Here is a 17,349-nt window from a genome sequence, read left to right as displayed (position 1 = left end):
GTGGAGATGTTCCGCAAGCTGCTCGACCAGGGCGAGGCCGGTGACAACGTCGGCGTGCTGCTGCGCGGCACCAAGCGTGAGGACGTCGAGCGTGGCCAGGTGCTGGCCAAGCCCGGCAGCATCACCCCGCACACCCACTTCGAGGCCGAGGTGTACGTGCTGAGCAAGGAAGAGGGCGGTCGTCACACCCCCTTCTTCAACGGCTATCGTCCGCAGTTCTACTTCCGCACCACCGACGTGACTGGTGCCTGCGAGCTGCCCGAGGGCATCGAGATGGTCATGCCTGGCGACAACGTCAAGATGACCGTCCAGCTGATCGCGCCGATCGCGATGGAAGAGGGCCTGCGCTTCGCTGTTCGCGAGGGTGGTCGTACCGTCGGCGCCGGCGTGGTCTCCAAGATCATCGAGTAATTGCTTGATCTCCGGTCACGCACCCTCCGGGTGCGTGACTCGGAAAACCTAGTTTCTAGGCCAGTAGCTCAATTGGCAGAGCAGCGGTCTCCAAAACCGCAGGTTGGGGGTTCGAGTCCCTCCTGGCCTGCCATACAACTCATCGCTTAGGCGACACGCGAATCCATGAATTCACGCGCAGAAGCCCGTGGCGCCAGCTTGGATACACTCAAGCTGGTCGCCGCTGCTTTTTTGTTGGTCGGCGGTATCGTTGCCTTCTACCTCCTCAAGCCCCTCTCGACCCTGTTGGCGGTCGTCGGTCTGCTGATCATCTCGGGTGTCGCGGCGTTCGCAGTCTTCAAGACCGAGCGTGGTCGTACCCTGTGGCAGTTCGCAGGTGATGCGCGCATGGAGGTCCGCAAGGTCGTCTGGCCTTCGCGGCAGGAAACCATTCAGACCACGCTGGTGGTCATCGTCATGGTCCTGATCGTCGGTATCGTCCTCTGGCTGTTCGATATGATGCTGATGGGAATCCTGCGTTTCCTGACCGGTCAAGGGGGCTGAAGATGGCACAGCGGTGGTACGTCATCCACGCTTACTCGGGGTTCGAGGGGCAAGTCAAGCGTTCTCTTGAGGATCGCATCAAGCGTGCCGGTCTCGAGGACCTGTTCGGGATGATCCTGGTCCCGACCGAAGAGGTCGTCGAGGTGCGCGGCGGTCAGCAGCGCAAGAGTGAGCGTAAGTTCTTCCCGGGTTACGTCCTGGTCAACATGGAGTTGACCGACGAGACCTGGCACCTCGTCAAGAGCGTTCCCAAGGTCATGGGCTTCATCGGTGGAACCGGTGATCGTCCTGCACCCATTCCCGAATCCCAGGCCCAGGCCATCCTGCAACGCCTTGAGGAAGGTGGCGAGAAGCCGCGTCCGAAGGTGATCTACGAGCCGGGAGAGGTCGTGCGCGTGATCGATGGACCATTCACCGACTTCAACGGTGTGGTCGAGGATGTCGATTACGAAAAGAGCCGGGTCAAGGTCTCGGTGCTGATCTTCGGTCGCGCCACTCCAGTCGATCTCGAGTTCTCTCAAGTCGAAAAGGGTTGATCGCATCCCGCATCGTCATCTCCGGCGATGCGGCGCATCCCGGTCGTTGCTGCATTGGTGACGACCTTCGTACAAGCCCCCGCCCGGGGGTCTGACATGGGGAGCCAAGGTCTCATAACCCCTGGCGCTTGCACCCATTTGGAGAATCATTGTGGCAAAAAAGATCACAGCCTACATCAAGCTGCAGGTCAAGGCCGGTGAGGCCAACCCGAGCCCGCCAGTCGGCCCGGCACTCGGTCAGCACGGCGTCAACATCATGGAGTTCTGCAAGGCGTTCAACGCCAAGACGCAGGACGTCGAGAAGGGTCTGCCGATCCCGGTGGTCATCACCGTTTACTCCGATCGCAGCTTCACCTTCATCACCAAGACGCCGCCTGCGGCCATCCTGCTGAAGAAGGCAGCTGGCATCAGCAAGGGCAGCGCGACGCCCAACACCGCCAAGGTCGGCGTGGTGACCCGCGAGCAGCTCGAGCAGATCGCGACCACCAAGATGGCGGACCTGACCGCCGCCGACATGGACGCCGCCGTGCGCACCATCGCCGGTAGCGCCCGCGCCATGGGTCTCGACGTCGAGGGGGTGAACTGATGGCCAAGCTGACCAAGCGTATGCGCGCGATCCGTGAGCGGGTCGAGGCAGGCAAGCTCTATGCGCCCGAAGAGGCCTTCGAGCTGCTCAAGGAACTCTCCCAGGTGAAGTTCTCCGAGAGCGTCGACGTTGCCGTCAATCTCGGTGTCGATCCGCGTAAGTCGGATCAGGTCGTGCGTGGTTCCACCGTGCTGCCCAACGGCACCGGCAAGACCGTGCGTGTGGCCGTGTTCACCCAGGGCGCCAACGCCGAGGCCGCCAAGGAAGCCGGTGCCGACAAGGTCGGTTTCGAGGATCTGGCCGAAGAGGTCAAGGCCGGCAACCTGGACTTCGACGTGGTCATCGCCTCCCCGGATGCGATGCGCATCGTCGGCCAGCTCGGTAAGGTGCTCGGTCCCCGCGGCCTGATGCCGAACCCGAAGGTCGGCACCGTGACCGCCGACGTCGCCGAGGCCGTGCGCAATGCCAAGGCCGGTCAGGTGCGCTATCGCACCGACAAGGCGGGCATCATCCACTGCCCGATCGGCAAGGCCGACTTCGAGCCGGCGCAGCTGCGCGAGAACCTCGAGGCGCTGTTGACCAACCTGGTCAAGGCCAAGCCGGCAAGCGCCAAGGGCGTCTACATGCAGCAGGTGACGGTCTCCACCACCATGGGGCCGGGCCTGACCGTCGACCACTCGGGCCTGATCTGAGTGCGACGTCCCCGGGCCTGGCGCCCGGGGCGCGAAGGCAACGCCTTCGTGGTTCGAACATCTTTGGGGCCCCGATCTCACGGTCGGGGACCGTCAAAGACCGCAGGTGTCTTCCTCGGCGCATCGGAGTGTGCGCATGGATGACTCAATGGGGGGTGTCCCGCCTGCGCAGACGGTGCTCCAGAATCAAGTCAATGACTGATGACGGTGCACGCTCTCTGTATGTCGTGGAGTCGCAGGATGCACATCCATGGCATGCGCCCCGGATGAACCGGGGTTTATATAGTCAGGAGGTGACGAAGTGGCGCTGAATTTCGCCCAGAAAGAAGCGATCGTCGCCGAAGTCGCGGAAGTCGCCAAGAGCGCTTACTCGGCCATCGGTGCCGAGTACCGGGGCTTGACCGTCGATCAGCTGACCCAGCTGCGCGTGGAAGCACGCAAGGCCGGCGTCTATGTTCGCGTGGTCAAGAATACCCTGGCGCGTCGCGCGCTGGAAGGCACGGACTTCGCGTGCATGCAGGAGGGTCTCACCGGCCCGCTGATCCTTGCATTCTCGCAGGAAGATCCGGGCTCGGCCGCACGTGTCGCCGAGGCCTTCGCCAAGGACCATGACAAGTTCCAGGTGCGTCTCATCGCCCTGGGCGGCAAGCTGCTGCCTGCCTCGGAGCTCGGTAATCTCGCGAAGATGCCGACCTACGATCAGGCCGTCAGCATGCTCATGGCTACCATGAAGGCTCCGGTGCAGAAGCTCGCAGCGACCATCAACGAGGTGCCGGGCAAGCTCGTGCGCACCGTTGCCGCGATTCGCGATGCCAAGGAAGCCGCCTGATAGGCGCTTCCGATCCCGAACCAGTTCGATCAACAGTATTCATCCCTAGGAGATCCCCATGGCCGTTTCGAAAGACGAGATCCTCGAAGCGATTGGCAACATGACCGTGCTCGAGGTCGTGGAGCTGATCGAAGCGATGGAAGAGAAGTTCGGCGTGACCGCCGCTGCCGCCGTTGCCGCTGCTCCGGCCGCCGCTGGTGGCGATGCTGCCGCCGCTGAAGAGAAGACCGAGTTCGACGTCGTGCTCGCCTCGTTCGGCTCCAACAAGGTTGCCGTCATCAAGGCTGTCCGCGGCCTCACCGGTCTTGGCCTGAAGGAAGCGAAGGAGGCCGTCGAAGGCGCTCCGACCACCCTGAAGGAAGGCGTTTCGAAGGACGAGGCCGAAGAGGCCAAGAAGCAGCTCGAAGAGGCTGGCGCAAGCGTCGAAATCAAGTAAGGGCGCATTGCCTCGCCACGTCTTCGGCGGAGCGTTCGGGCTGGCGGCGACGAGCCGCCGGCCTTTTCCCGTTGGGGCCGAACAACCCCGCGGCGTCTCGCATCGAGGCTCCGACGCCGAGGTTGGCGCTAGATCCCCGATCGGCTGCGCGGCTGATCCTCGCCGACCGCAACCTGCACCAGAGTCCATGCCCCGTTAGGGACCATAGTAAGCACCTCGAGGGAAGGCATAATGGCCTATTCGTTCACCGAAAAAAAGCGCATCCGCAAAGACTTCGGCAAGCGTCCCAGCATCCTGGACGTGCCGTTCCTGCTGGCCACACAGATCAACTCCTATCGCGAGTTCCTGCAGGCCGATACCTCCGAGCGGGGGCGGCGGGACGTCGGATTGCACGCCGCCTTCAAGTCCGTTTTCCCGATCGAGAGCTATTCCGGCAATGCCGTCCTCGAATATGTGAAGTATCGGCTCGGCGAGCCGGTCTTCGATGAGCGTGAGTGCCATCTGCGCGGCGCCACCTTCGCCGCGCCGCTGCGCGTACTGCTGCGTCTGGTAATCTACGACAAGGATGCCCCGGCGGGCTCCAAGGTCGTCAAGGACGTTCGCGAGCAAGAGGTCTACATGGGCGAGCTGCCGCTCATGACCGAGACCGGCACCTTCATCATCAATGGCACCGAGCGTGTCATCGTCTCGCAGCTGCACCGTTCGCCCGGTGTCTTCTTCGACCACGACAAGGGCAAGACCCACTCCTCGGGCAAGCTGCTGTTCTCCGCGCGCGTCATCCCCTATCGTGGCTCCTGGCTCGACTTCGAGTTCGATCCCAAGGACAACGTCTTCGTGCGTATCGACCGTCGCCGCAAGCTGCCGGCGACGGTGCTGCTGCGCGCGCTCGGTTACACCGTCGAGGAGATCCTCGAGCGGTTCTTCGAGACCGATACCTTCCATCTCGCCAAGCGCCAGATCTCCTTCGATCTGGTCCCCGAGCGGCTGCGCGGCGAGACCGTGAGCTTCGACGTCAAGATCGGCGACGAGGTGCTGGTCGAGTCCGGTCGCCGCGTCACCGCGCGCCACATCCGCGAGCTGCAGAAGGCCGGCGTCGAGCAGCTGGAGGTGCCGATCGACTTCCTGCTCGGGCGCATCCTTGCGCGTGACCAGATCGATACCGACACCGGTGAGGTGCTGGCCGAGGCCAACAGCATCATTACCCCGGAGATGCTGCAGACCCTGTTCGAGAAGGGCATCGAGCGCATCGAGACCCTGTTCGTCAACGATCTCGACCAGGGGCCCTACATCTCCGAGACCCTGCGCATCGACAACACCACCAGTGATCTCGACGCCCAGATCGAGATCTACCGGATGATGCGCCCGGGCGAGCCGCCGACCAAGGAGGCCGCCCAGAACCTGTTCCACAACCTGTTCTTCACCCCGGATCGCTACGACCTCTCGGCCGTTGGCCGGATGAAGTTCAATCGCCGCCTCGGTCGCGAGAACGAGGAAGGCCCGGGCGTGGTCTACGACGGTCATTACTTCCGTGATCGCACCGATGCCTTCTCCCAGGATCTGCTGGCCAAGTACGGCGACAGCTCCGACATCATCGACGCGCTCCGGGTGCTGGTCGAACTGCGCAACGGTCGCGGTGCGGTCGACGACATCGACCATCTCGGCAACCGTCGTATCCGCTGCGTCGGCGAGATGGCCGAGAACCAGTTCCGCGTCGGTCTGGTGCGTGTCGAGCGCGCGGTCAAGGAGCGTCTCTCGCTGGCCGAGTCCGAGGGGCTGATGCCGCAGGAGCTGATCAACGCCAAGCCGGTCTCGGCGGCGATCAAGGAGTTCTTCGGCTCCAGTCAGCTCTCGCAGTTCATGGACCAGAACAACCCGCTCTCCGAGGTCACCCACAAGCGTCGTGTCTCGGCGCTCGGTCCGGGCGGTCTGGCCCGCGAGCGTGCCGGCTTCGAGGTGCGCGACGTGCACCCGACCCACTATGGTCGCGTCTGCCCGATCGAGACCCCTGAAGGCCCGAACATCGGTCTGATCAACTCGCTCGCGGTCTATGCCCGCACCAACGCCTACGGCTTCCTCGAGACCCCCTATCGGCGGGTCGAGGACGGCCGCGTCACCGACGAGATCCACTATCTCTCGGCGATCGAGGAGGGCAACTACGTCATCGCCCAGGCCAACGCCGCGCTCGATGAAGAGAGTCGCCTGACCGATGCCCTGGTCTCCTGCCGTCACGCCAACGAGTTCACCATGAAGGCACCCGAAGAGGTGAACTACATGGACGTCTCGCCGCGTCAGGTGGTGTCGGTGGCCGCGTCGCTGATCCCCTTCCTCGAGCACGACGACGCCAACCGTGCGCTCATGGGCTCGAACATGCAGCGTCAGGCGGTGCCGACGCTGCGTGCCGAGAAGCCGCTGGTCGGCACCGGCATCGAGCGTGTGGTGGCCAAGGACTCCGGGGTCTGTGTGGTGGCGCGTCGCGGCGGTGTGATCGAGTCGGTCGACGCCGCGCGCATCGTGGTGCGGGTCAACGACGACGAGGCCGTGCCCGGCGTGCCTGGTGTCGACATCTACAACCTCACCAAGTACACCCGTTCCAACCAGAACACCTGCATCAACCAGCGTCCGCTGGTACGTCCGAACGATGTGGTGACGCGTGGCGACGTGCTCGCCGACGGGCCCTCGACCGACATGGGCGAGCTCGCCCTCGGTCAGAACCTGCGCGTGGCCTTCATGCCCTGGAACGGCTACAACTTCGAGGACTCCATCCTCATCTCCGAGCGGGTGGTGCAGGAGGATCGCTTCACCAGCATCCACATCGAGGAGCTCTCCTGTCTGGCGCGCGATACCAAGCTCGGCCCGGAGGAGATCACCAGCGATATCCCCAATGTCGGTGAGGCGGCGCTCTCCAAGCTCGACGAGTCGGGCATCGTCTATGTCGGCGCCGAGGTGCGCGACGGCGACATCCTGGTCGGCAAGGTCACGCCCAAGGGCGAGACCCAGCTCACCCCCGAGGAGAAGCTGCTGCGCGCGATCTTCGGCGAGAAGGCCTCGGACGTGAAGGACACCTCGCTGCGTCTGCCCTCGGGCATGAACGGCACCGTGGTCGACGTCCAGGTGTTCACCCGCGACGGGGTGGAGAAGGACAAGCGTGCCCAGCAGATCGAGGAGATGGAACTCGACCGCGTGCGCAAGGACTTCGCCGACCAGCAGCGGATCATGGAGAACGACACCTTCCACCGTGTCGAGCGCATGCTCGTCGGCAAGGTCGCCGACGGTGGCCCCGGGGGTCTGCGTCCTGGCGCCGAGATCACCAGCGACTACCTGCAGGATCTGGTGTCGCGTGGCTCGCGTGATCTCTGGTTCGAGATCCGCATGCAGGACGAGGACATCGCCACCCAGCTCGAGGCGGTCGCCGCCCAGGTCAAGCAGCAGCGCGACGAGTTCCGCGAGCGCTACGAGACCAAGAAGCGCAAGATCGCCAGCGGCGACGACCTCGCCCCCGGTGTGCTCAAGATGGTCAAGGTCTACGTGGCGGTGAAGCGGCGCATCCAGCCGGGTGACAAGATGGCCGGCCGTCACGGTAACAAGGGTGTCATCTCCAAGGTGGTGCCGGTCGAGGACATGCCGTTCTCGGCCGACGGCGAGCCGGTCGATATCGTGCTCAACCCGCTCGGCGTGCCTTCGCGCATGAACGTCGGTCAGGTGCTCGAGACCCATCTCGGCTGGGCCGCCAACGGCCTCGGCGTGAAGATCGGCAAGATGCTCCAGGCCCAGGCCAAGATCGCCGAGCTGCGCGAGCTGCTCGACAAGATCTACAACACCAGTGGCAAGCGCGAGTCGCTCGACGAGTTCAGCGATGACGAGATCCTCGAACTCGCCCGCAACCTCACCCGGGGTGTGCCGCTGGCCACGCCGGTGTTCGACGGCGCCACCGAGGACGAGATCAAGGCCATGCTGCGTCTGGCCGATCGTGACAACACCGCGCAGGGCGTGCCCAGTGGTCAGACCATCCTGTTCGATGGTCGCTCCGGTGAGCAGTTCGAGCGTCCGGTCACCGTCGGCTACATGTACATGATCAAGCTCAACCACCTGGTCGACGACAAGATGCACGCCCGTTCCACCGGTCCCTACAGCCTGGTCACCCAGCAGCCGCTCGGCGGCAAGGCCCAGTTCGGTGGTCAGCGCTTCGGTGAGATGGAGGTCTGGGCATTGGAGGCCTATGGTGCCGCCTACACCCTGCAGGAGATGCTCACGGTGAAGTCGGACGACGTCAACGGTCGGACCAAGATGTACAAGAACATCGTCGACGGAGACCATCGCATGGAGGCGGGCATGCCCGAGTCGTTCAACGTGCTGGTCAAGGAGATCCGCTCGCTCGCGATCAACGTCGAGTTGCAGCAGGACTAACCGAGCCATTAAGCCGCGGGACGCATTCCCCCCGAGTGGGGGAGTGCGTCCTTTCAATGATCTGGCGACCGTGCGGTTCGTGCCTCACCGCACCCTACGCACCACGCACGCGACGCATGTGGGGCTAGCGCTTAGCCGGTTATCGCAGGCAGGAGATTAAGGTCTTGAAAGATCTACTGAAAATCATCAAGCAACAGGGCCAGGCACTCGAATTCGACGCGATCAAGATCGGACTTGCCTCCCCCGAGATGATCCGTTCCTGGTCCTTCGGCGAGGTCAAGAAGCCCGAGACCATCAACTATCGCACCTTCAAGCCGGAGCGCGACGGGCTGTTCTGCGCCAAGATCTTCGGCCCGATCACCGACTACGAGTGCATCTGCGGCAAGTACAAGCGCCTCAAGCACCGTGGCGTGGTCTGCGAGAAGTGTGGCGTCGAGGTGACCCTGGCCAAGGTGCGCCGCGAGCGCATGGGCCACATCGATCTGGCCAGCCCGGTGGCGCACATCTGGTTCCTCAAGTCGCTGCCCTCGCGCATCGGCCTGCTGCTCGACATGACGTTGCGCGACATCGAGCGCATCCTCTACTTCGAGTCCTTCGTGGTCATCGATCCGGGCCTGGTGCAGGATCTCGAACGCGGCCAGCTGCTCAACGACGAGCAGTATCTCGACGCCCTCGAGGCGCACGGTGACGAGTTCGACGCGCGCATGGGCGCCGAGGCCGTCTACGAGCTGCTGCGCACCATCGACATGGCCGCCGAAGTGCGGCGGATGCGCGAGGAGATCGAGAGCACCAACTCCGAGACCAAGATCAAGAAGCTCTCCAAGCGTCTCAAGCTGCTCGAGTCGCTGCTCGAATCGGGCAACCGTGCCGAGTGGATGATCCTCACCGTGCTGCCGGTGCTGCCCCCGGAGCTGCGTCCGCTGGTGCCGCTCGACGGTGGCCGCTTCGCGACCTCGGACCTCAACGATCTCTATCGTCGCGTCATCAACCGCAACAACCGACTCAAGCGTCTGCTCGATCTGGTCGCGCCCGACATCATCGTGCGCAACGAGAAGCGCATGCTCCAGGAGTCGGTCGATGCGCTGCTCGACAACGGTCGTCGCGGTCGCGCCATCACCGGCACCAACAAGCGCCCGCTGAAGTCGCTCGCCGACATGATCAAGGGCAAGCAGGGGCGCTTCCGCCAGAACCTGCTCGGTAAGCGTGTCGACTACTCCGGCCGTTCGGTCATCGTCGTCGGCCCCTATCTCAAGCTGCACCAGTGCGGTCTGCCCAAGCGCATGGCCCTGGAGCTGTTCAAGCCGTTCATCTTCAGCAAGCTGCAGTTGCGCGGGCTGGCCGCCACCATCAAGGCCGCCAAGAAGATGGTCGAGCGCGGCACCCCCGAGGTGTGGGACATCCTCGAGGAGGTCATCCGCGAGCACCCGGTGATGCTCAACCGCGCCCCGACCCTGCACCGTCTCGGCATCCAGGCCTTCGAGCCGGTGCTGATCGAGGGTAAGGCGATCCAGCTCCACCCGCTGGTCTGTACCGCCTTCAACGCCGACTTCGACGGCGACCAGATGGCCGTGCACGTGCCGCTCTCGCTCGAGGCTCAGCTCGAGGCGCGGGCGTTGATGATGGCCTCGAACAACATCCTCTCGCCGGCCAACGGCGAGCCGATCATCGTGCCCTCGCAGGACGTGGTGCTCGGGCTCTACTACATGACCCGTGAGCGCATCGGCGCCAAGGGCGAGGGCAGCCTGTTTGCCGACATCGACGAGGCGCGTCGCGCCTACGAGACCGGGCAGGCAGACCTCCACGCGCGCTGTCGGGTACGCATCCACGAGGTGATCCAGGACCAGGACGGCAATCGTCGCGAGCAGACCTCGATCAAGGAGACCACCCTGGGCCGCGCCCTGGTGTTCGCCATCGTCCCCACCGGGCTGCCCTTCGATCTGGTCGATCGGCCGATGGGCAAGAAGCAGATCTCGCGTCTGATCAACGTCTGCTATCGCCGTCTCGGTCTCAAGGACACCGTGGTCTTCGCCGACCAGATCATGTATCTGGGCTTCCGCATGGCCACCCGCGCCGGTGCCTCGATCGGTCTCGAGGACATGGAGGTGCCGGAGGAGAAGACGGAGATCCTGGCCGGCGCCGAGAAGGAGGTCAAGGAGATCCAGGACCAGTACTCCTCGGGTCTGGTCACCAACGGCGAGCGCTACAACAAGGTCGTCGACATCTGGTCGCACACCAACGACCGGGTCGCCAAGTCGATGATGAGCAAGCTCGGTGGCTCGGTCGCGGAGACTCGCCCGGCCTATGAGGCGCTGCGCTTCCTCGGTGAGTACCGCCAGGCGGTCTACGAGCTGGTGGCCGACGATGCCGAGCAGCATCTGGCCGCGCGCCGGCTGTTCGACCGGCTGCAGGGTGCGGCCGCCGAACTCGGTGCTCGTCTCGAGTCCGGTGAACTCGATGCCAAGTCCTTCGTCGGCGAGTTCGATGCACTGCTCAGCGGTGCGCGCGCCGAACTCGACGCCTTCGGCGATCTCGATCAGGTCGACTCGGTCGAGGTGCGGGGTCGGGTCAAGAGCGCCCTGGCCGCGCTCGATCAGCGTCTGGCCGAGCAGCGTCGTCAGGACTCGTTCAACTCGATCTTCATGATGGCCGACTCCGGCGCACGTGGCTCGGCGGCGCAGATCCGTCAGCTCGCCGGTATGCGTGGTCTGATGGCCAAGCCGGACGGCTCGATCATCGAGACCCCGATCACCGCGAACTTCCGCGAGGGTCTGAACGTCATCCAGTACTTCATCTCGACCCACGGCGCGCGTAAGGGTCTGGCCGATACCGCGCTGAAGACCGCCAACTCGGGTTACCTGACCCGTCGTCTGGTCGACGTCGCCCAGGACATGGTGGTGCTCGAGCAGGACTGCGGCACCGATCAGGGCCTGCTGATGGCCCCGATCATCGAGGGCGGCGACGTGGTCGAGCCGCTGCGCGAGCGCATCCTCGGTCGTGTCGCAGCGGTCGACGTCTACCGCCCGGGGACCGACGAGCTGGTCTGCCCCGCGGGTACCCTGCTCGACGAGCGCTGGGTCGAGCGCTTCGAGGAGAAGGGCATCGACCAGGTGCGGGTGCGCTCGCCGATCACCTGTGAGTCGCGCCTCGGCGTCTGCGCCCAGTGCTATGGTCGCGACCTGGCGCGTGGCCATCGGGTCAACATCGGCGAGGCCGTCGGCGTCATCGCGGCGCAGTCGATCGGTGAGCCGGGTACCCAGCTCACCATGCGCACCTTCCACATCGGTGGTGCGGCCTCGCGTGCGGCGGCGGTCAACAGCATCGACATTAAGAACGGCGGTTCGGTGCGACTGCACAACATCAAGACCGTCGAGCACCACTCGGGCAACCTGGTGGCGGTGTCGCGCTCCGGCGAGCTGACCGTGGTCGACGAGCGCGGCATGGAGAAGGAGCGCTACAAGGTGCCTTATGGCGCCACCCTGGGCGTGGCCGACGGCCAGCAGGTCAACCCCGGTGACGTGGTCGCGACCTGGGACCCGCACACCCACCCGGTCATCACCGAGGTGGCCGGTAAGCTCGCCTTCGCCGACTTCATCGAGGGCGTGACGGTGCAGGCCCAGACCGATGATGTCACCGGTCTGACCTCGCGCGTGGTCATCGATCCCAAGCAGCGTCCGGCTACCGGCAAGGACCTGCGCCCGATGGTCAAGCTGCTCGACGAGCAGGGCAACGAGCTCAACATCGCGGGTACCGACCTGCCGGCGCGCTACTTCCTGCCCTCGGGCGCGATCGTCAGCGTCGACGACGGCGCCATGGTCGGGGTCGGCGACGTGCTTGCGCGTATCCCGCAGGAGTCGAGTAAGACGCGTGACATCACCGGTGGTCTGCCGCGCGTGGCCGACCTGTTCGAGGCGCGCAAGCCGAAGGAGCCGGCATTGCTCGCCGAGGCCAGCGGGACCATCGGCTTCGGCAAGGACACCAAGGGCAAGCAGCGCCTGATCATCACCACCGATGACGGTGAGACGGTCGAGGAGCTGATCCCGAAGTGGCGTAACGTCAACGTGTTCGAGGGCGAGCGTGTCGAGCGTGGCGAGGTGATCGCCGACGGCGAGCTGGCGCTGCACGACATCCTGCGTCTGAAGGGCGTGACCGCGCTGGCCGAGTATCTGGTCAAGGAGATCCAGGACGTCTACCGGCTGCAGGGCGTGAAGATCAACGACAAGCACATCGAGGTGATCGTTCGCCAGATGCTGCGCAAGGTCGAGATCACCGCCCCGGGCGACACCCGTCTGCTGCGTGGCGAGCAGGTGGAGTACACCGCCGTGCTCGACGAGAACAAGCGGATGATGGCCGAGGACAAGCAGCCGGCGCTCTTCGAGCCGCTGCTGCTGGGTATCACCAAGGCCTCGCTCGCCACCGAGTCGTTCATCTCGGCGGCCTCCTTCCAGGAGACCACCCGAGTGCTGACCGAAGCGGCGGTGCGTGGTTCGGTCGACCACCTCGCCGGCCTCAAGGAGAACGTCATCGTCGGTCGTCTGATCCCCGCCGGCACCGGCCTGTCGTCGCATCTCGAGCGCCGACGTCAGCGTCAACTCGACCTGCAGGCCGCTGGCGGCAAGGTCGAGATGGATGCGGAGGAGTTGGAAGAGGCACTGAAGAAGGCGCTCAATACCTCCGCGGCCGACTGATCCGCGGCATGCCGAAAGGCGTTTCATTCCAAGAAAGATCGGGCAGTTAGGGAGGTTGACACGTTTAGGGTCACTCCCTATACTGCTCTGTCTCAGCTAGCCAGCCAATGGGTTGGCTGGCCTTATTTTCTTGGTCCGGTTCCTTGGTCTGGGCAAATCTGCCCGGTCCCCGAGTCAATCGATCGAATCCGTGCGGACGTACTGGCTGCAATGCGGCCTGCTGCCGTGCAGGCGTCGTTTGACTCCCTGAATTTGGCGCGAGGGCGCCCCTGGAGACTGATTGCATGGCAACGATCAACCAACTCGTGCGGAAGCCCCGCAAGCGGAACGTGGCGAAGAGCAATGTGCCGGCCCTCGAGGCTTGTCCGCAGCGTCGTGGTGTCTGCACCCGTGTGTACACCACCACCCCGAAGAAGCCGAACTCCGCACTGCGTAAGGTTGCACGTGTGCGTCTGACCAACGGCTACGAGGTGGCTTCCTACATCGGTGGTGAAGGCCACAACCTGCAGGAGCACTCGGTGGTGCTGATCCGCGGTGGTCGTGTCAAGGACTTGCCGGGTGTTCGTTACCACACCGTGCGCGGCACGCTGGATACCTCGGGTGTCGAGAAGCGGCGTCAGGGTCGTTCCAAGTACGGCGCCAAGCGCCCGAAGAGCTGAGTCAGTATCCAATTTAGGTCGGAGTAGATCATGCCGAGAAGACGCGTTGCCGCACGTCGCCAGATCCTGCCGGATCCCAAGCACGGAAGCGAGCTGTTGACCAAGTTCATCAACATGATGATGGAAGACGGGAAGAAGTCCGTCGCCGAGCGCATCATTTACAACGCGCTCGACCAGATCGCCGAGAAGAAGGGCGCCGAGCCCATCGAGCTGCTCGAGCAGGCGATGGAGAATGTTCGCCCCGCGGTCGAGGTCAAGTCCCGCCGCGTCGGTGGTGCGACCTATCAGGTGCCGGTCGAGGTGCGTCCCACCCGTCGTAACTCGCTGGCAATGCGTTGGCTGATCGATGCTGCGCGCAAGCGCTCCGAGAAGTCCATGGCGCAGCGTCTGGCCGGTGAACTGATGGACGCCGCCGAGTCGCGTGGTTCTGCGGTCAAGAAGAAAGAAGACACGCACCGCATGGCCGAGGCCAACAAGGCCTTCTCGCACTACCGCTGGTAGTTTCGCAAAGCATTTTTTGATCAATCAGGGCGGATTCAGTCGTGGCACGTAGCACCCCAATCGAGCGGTATCGCAACCTTGGCATCATGGCGCATATCGATGCCGGGAAGACCACCACCACAGAGCGCATCCTGTTCTACACCGGGATCTCTCACAAGATTGGTGAGGTGCATGATGGTGCCGCCACCATGGACTGGATGGAGCAGGAGCAGGAGCGTGGTATCACCATCACCTCCGCGGCGACCACCTGCTTCTGGTCCGGCATGGACCGTGACCGCCCTGAGCATCGCGTCAACATCATCGACACCCCCGGGCACGTCGACTTCACCATCGAAGTCGAGCGTTCGCTGCGTGTGCTCGATGGTGCCTGCGCCGTGTTCTGTGCCGTCGGTGGCGTCGAGCCCCAGTCCGAGACCGTGTGGCGCCAGGCCGACAAGTACGGCGTGCCGCGTCTCGCCTTCGTCAACAAGATGGACCGCATGGGCGCGAACTTCCTGCGCGTCGTCGGTCAGGTGAAGGATCGTCTCGGCGCCAACCCGGTGCCGATCCAGATCCCGATCGGTGCCGAGGAAGACTTCCAGGGCGTCGTCGATCTGGTGCGCATGAAGGCGATCTACTGGGACGAAGCCAGCCGCGGCATGGAGTACGAGGCCCGCGACATCCCCGAGGATCTGGTCGAGCTCTGCGACGAGTGGCGCGAGAAGATGGTCGAGGCTGCGGCCGAGGCCAACGAAGAGCTGATGGATAAGTACCTCGAGGGCGAAGCGCTCAGCGAGGACGAGATCAAGGCCGCACTGCGCACGCGTACCCTGAACAACGAGATCGTGCCGATGATGTGCGGCTCGGCGTTCAAGAACAAGGGTGTGCAGGCGATGCTCGACGCCGTGCTCGACTACATGCCTTCGCCGGTCGACGTGCCCGCCATCCGCGGCATCCTCGACGACAAGGACGAGAGCGAGGCGACCCGCGCGTCGAACGACGACGCGCCCTTCGCCGCGCTGGCGTTCAAGATCGCGACCGACCCCTTCGTCGGTACCCTGACCTTCTTCCGCGTCTACTCGGGCGTCATCAAGTCCGGTGACACCGTGTACAACCCGGTCAAGAGCAAGAAGGAGCGTGTCGGCCGTATCCTGCAGATGCACGCCAACGACCGCCAGGAGATCAAGGAAGTCCGCGCCGGCGACATCGCCGCGGCGGTCGGTCTGAAGGACGTCACCACCGGTGACACCCTGTGCGATCTCGACCAGGTCATCACCCTGGAGCGCATGGAGTTCCCCGAGCCGGTGATCTCGGTCGCGGTCGAGCCCAAGACCAAGACCGACCAGGAGAAGATGGGTCTCGCGCTGCAGAAGCTGGCGCAGGAAGATCCTTCGTTCCGTGTCCACACCGACGAGGAGTCGGGTCAGACCATCATCTCCGGCATGGGTGAGCTGCACCTGGAGATCATCGTCGACCGCATGCGTCGCGAGTTCAAGGTCGAGGCCAACGTCGGCGCGCCTCAGGTCAGCTACCGCGAGACCATCCGCGCCACCGTCGAGCAGGAGACCAAGTTCGCCCGTCAGTCCGGTGGTCGCGGTCAGTTCGGTCACGTGCACATCCGCATCGAGCCGCAGGAGGCCGGTGCCGGTTACGAGTTCGTCAACGCCATCGTCGGTGGTGTGGTACCGAAGGAATACATCCCTTCGGTCGACAAAGGTATCCAGGAGGCCATGAAGAACGGCATCATCGCCGGCTTCCCCATGGTCGACGTCAAGGTCACCCTTTACGACGGTTCCTACCACGAGGTCGACTCGAGCGAGATGGCGTTCAAGATCGCCGGCTCGATGGCCATCAAGGAAGGTGCCGCCAAGGCCAAGCCGGTGCTGCTCGAGCCGATCATGAAGGTCGAGGTGGTGACCCCCGAGGAGAACATGGGCGACGTCATGGGCGACCTGAACAGCCGTCGCGGCATGATTCAGGGGATGGAGGATGCGCCTTCCGGCAAGGTCATCCGTGCCGAGGTCCCGCTGTCCGAGATGTTCGGTTACGCAACCGATCTGCGCTCGGCGACCCAGGGTCGTGCGACCTACAGCATGGAGTTCTCCAAGTACAACGAGGTGCCCGCCAGCATTGCCGAAGCGGTCTCCAAGAAATAGTAACGATTGTTAAGGGTAGAGCGGGATGTCCAAAGAAAAATTCGAACGTAGCAAGCCGCACGTCAACGTTGGCACCATCGGCCACGTCGACCACGGCAAGACCACGCTGACGGCTGCGATCACCACGCACCAGGCGCGCAAGTTTGGTGGTGAGGCACGTGCCTACGACCAGATCGACAACGCCCCGGAAGAGCGTGAGCGTGGTATCACCATCGCCACCGCGCACGTCGAGTACGAGTCCGATACGCGTCACTACGCACACGTCGACTGCCCCGGCCACGCCGACTACGTGAAGAACATGATCACCGGTGCGGCGCAGATGGACGGCGCGATCCTGGTGGTGTCGGCCGCTGACGGCCCGATGCCCCAGACCCGCGAGCACATCCTGCTCTCCCGTCAGGTCGGCGTGCCCTACATCATCGTCTACCTGAACAAGGCCGACATGGTCGACGACGCCGAGCTCCTCGAGCTCGTCGAGATGGAAGTGCGCGAGCTGCTCTCGAGCTACGACTTCCCGGGTGATGACACCCCGATCGTGACCGGTTCGGCCAAGCTCGCCCTCGAAGGCGACACCTCGGAGATCGGTGGTCCGTCCATCGACAAGCTGGTCGAGGCGCTCGACAGCTACATCCCCGAGCCCGAGCGTGCCATCGACGGCGCCTTCCTGATGCCGATCGAGGACGTGTTCTCGATCTCGGGTCGCGGTACCGTGGTGACCGGTCGTGTCGAGCGTGGCGTGATCAAGGTCGGTGAAGAGGTCGAGATCGTCGGCATCAAGGACACCACCAAGACCACCTGCACCGGCGTGGAGATGTTCCGCAAGCTGCTCGACCAGGGCGAGGCCGGTGACAACGTCGGCGTGCTGCTGCGCGGCACCAAGCGTGAGGACGTCGAGCGTGGCCAGGTGCTGGCCAAGCCCGGCAGCATCACCC

13 protein-coding genes and 1 tRNA gene are annotated in these 17,349 nt (G+C 64.1%); all 14 read left to right on the top strand.

From position 1 onward, the window contains the following. On the top strand, positions 1-411 hold a 411-nt coding region (locus tag EBL84_RS16100), incomplete at its 5' end, for an EF-Tu/IF-2/RF-3 family GTPase (protein ID WP_369958126.1). 57 nt (positions 412-468) lie between these two features. Further along, positions 469-544, top strand: a tRNA-Trp gene (locus tag EBL84_RS16095). Between the two features lie 32 nt (positions 545-576). After that, entirely contained in the window at positions 577-954 is a 378-nt protein-coding gene (gene secE / locus EBL84_RS16090) for a preprotein translocase subunit SecE (protein ID WP_123141721.1), read from the top strand. Positions 955-956: 2 nt separating this feature from the next. Continuing rightward, positions 957-1,490 carry a transcription termination/antitermination protein NusG gene (gene nusG / locus EBL84_RS16085; protein WP_062276832.1) on the top strand — a complete coding sequence of 178 codons (534 nt, stop codon included), beginning with the start codon at positions 957-959 and terminating at the stop codon, positions 1,488-1,490. 151 nt (positions 1,491-1,641) lie between these two features. After that, positions 1,642-2,076 carry a 50S ribosomal protein L11 gene (rplK, locus tag EBL84_RS16080; protein WP_062276829.1) on the top strand — a complete coding sequence of 145 codons (435 nt, stop codon included), beginning with the start codon at positions 1,642-1,644 and terminating at the stop codon, positions 2,074-2,076. Then, entirely contained in the window at positions 2,076-2,768 is a 693-nt protein-coding gene (gene rplA / locus EBL84_RS16075; protein ID WP_123141720.1) for a 50S ribosomal protein L1, read from the top strand. Before rplK ends, rplA begins: the two co-directional genes overlap by 1 nt. Positions 2,769-3,069: 301 nt before the next feature. Beyond that, positions 3,070-3,597: a 50S ribosomal protein L10 gene (gene rplJ, locus EBL84_RS16070; RefSeq protein WP_123141719.1), complete on the top strand. Its 528-nt coding sequence runs from the start codon at positions 3,070-3,072 to the stop codon at positions 3,595-3,597. Positions 3,598-3,655: 58 nt separating this feature from the next. Then, positions 3,656-4,033 (top strand): 50S ribosomal protein L7/L12, encoded by a 378-nt coding sequence (gene rplL, locus EBL84_RS16065; protein ID WP_005224649.1) that lies wholly within the window; start codon positions 3,656-3,658, stop codon positions 4,031-4,033. Between the two features lie 231 nt (positions 4,034-4,264). Beyond that, complete coding sequence (gene rpoB / locus EBL84_RS16060; RefSeq protein WP_123141718.1) at positions 4,265-8,437, top strand: DNA-directed RNA polymerase subunit beta; 4,173 nt, start codon at positions 4,265-4,267, stop codon at positions 8,435-8,437. 164 nt (positions 8,438-8,601) lie between these two features. After that, on the top strand, positions 8,602-13,122 hold the full coding sequence (gene rpoC, locus EBL84_RS16055) for a DNA-directed RNA polymerase subunit beta' (RefSeq protein ID WP_123141717.1): 4,521 nt from the start codon (positions 8,602-8,604) through the stop codon (positions 13,120-13,122). Positions 13,123-13,406: 284 nt separating this feature from the next. Continuing rightward, positions 13,407-13,781, top strand: a complete 375-nt coding sequence (rpsL, locus tag EBL84_RS16050; RefSeq protein ID WP_005224646.1) for a 30S ribosomal protein S12 — start codon at positions 13,407-13,409, stop codon at positions 13,779-13,781. A gap of 30 nt (positions 13,782-13,811) precedes the next feature. Next, entirely contained in the window at positions 13,812-14,282 is a 471-nt protein-coding gene (gene rpsG / locus EBL84_RS16045; protein ID WP_062276815.1) for a 30S ribosomal protein S7, read from the top strand. A 41-nt stretch (positions 14,283-14,323) separates the two neighbouring features. After that, positions 14,324-16,417, top strand: a complete 2,094-nt coding sequence (fusA, locus tag EBL84_RS16040) for an elongation factor G (RefSeq protein WP_123141716.1) — start codon at positions 14,324-14,326, stop codon at positions 16,415-16,417. 25 nt (positions 16,418-16,442) lie between these two features. Beyond that, a partial coding sequence (tuf, locus tag EBL84_RS16035) for an elongation factor Tu (RefSeq protein ID WP_123141715.1) occupies positions 16,443-17,349 on the top strand: 907 nt, incomplete at its 3' end.

Origin of the sequence: Marichromatium sp. AB31 (genome assembly GCF_003718685.1) — a bacterium.
GTDB classification, from domain to species: domain Bacteria; phylum Pseudomonadota; class Gammaproteobacteria; order Chromatiales; family Chromatiaceae; genus Marichromatium; species Marichromatium gracile.
This window is presented reverse-complemented; position numbering and strand designations above follow the sequence as displayed.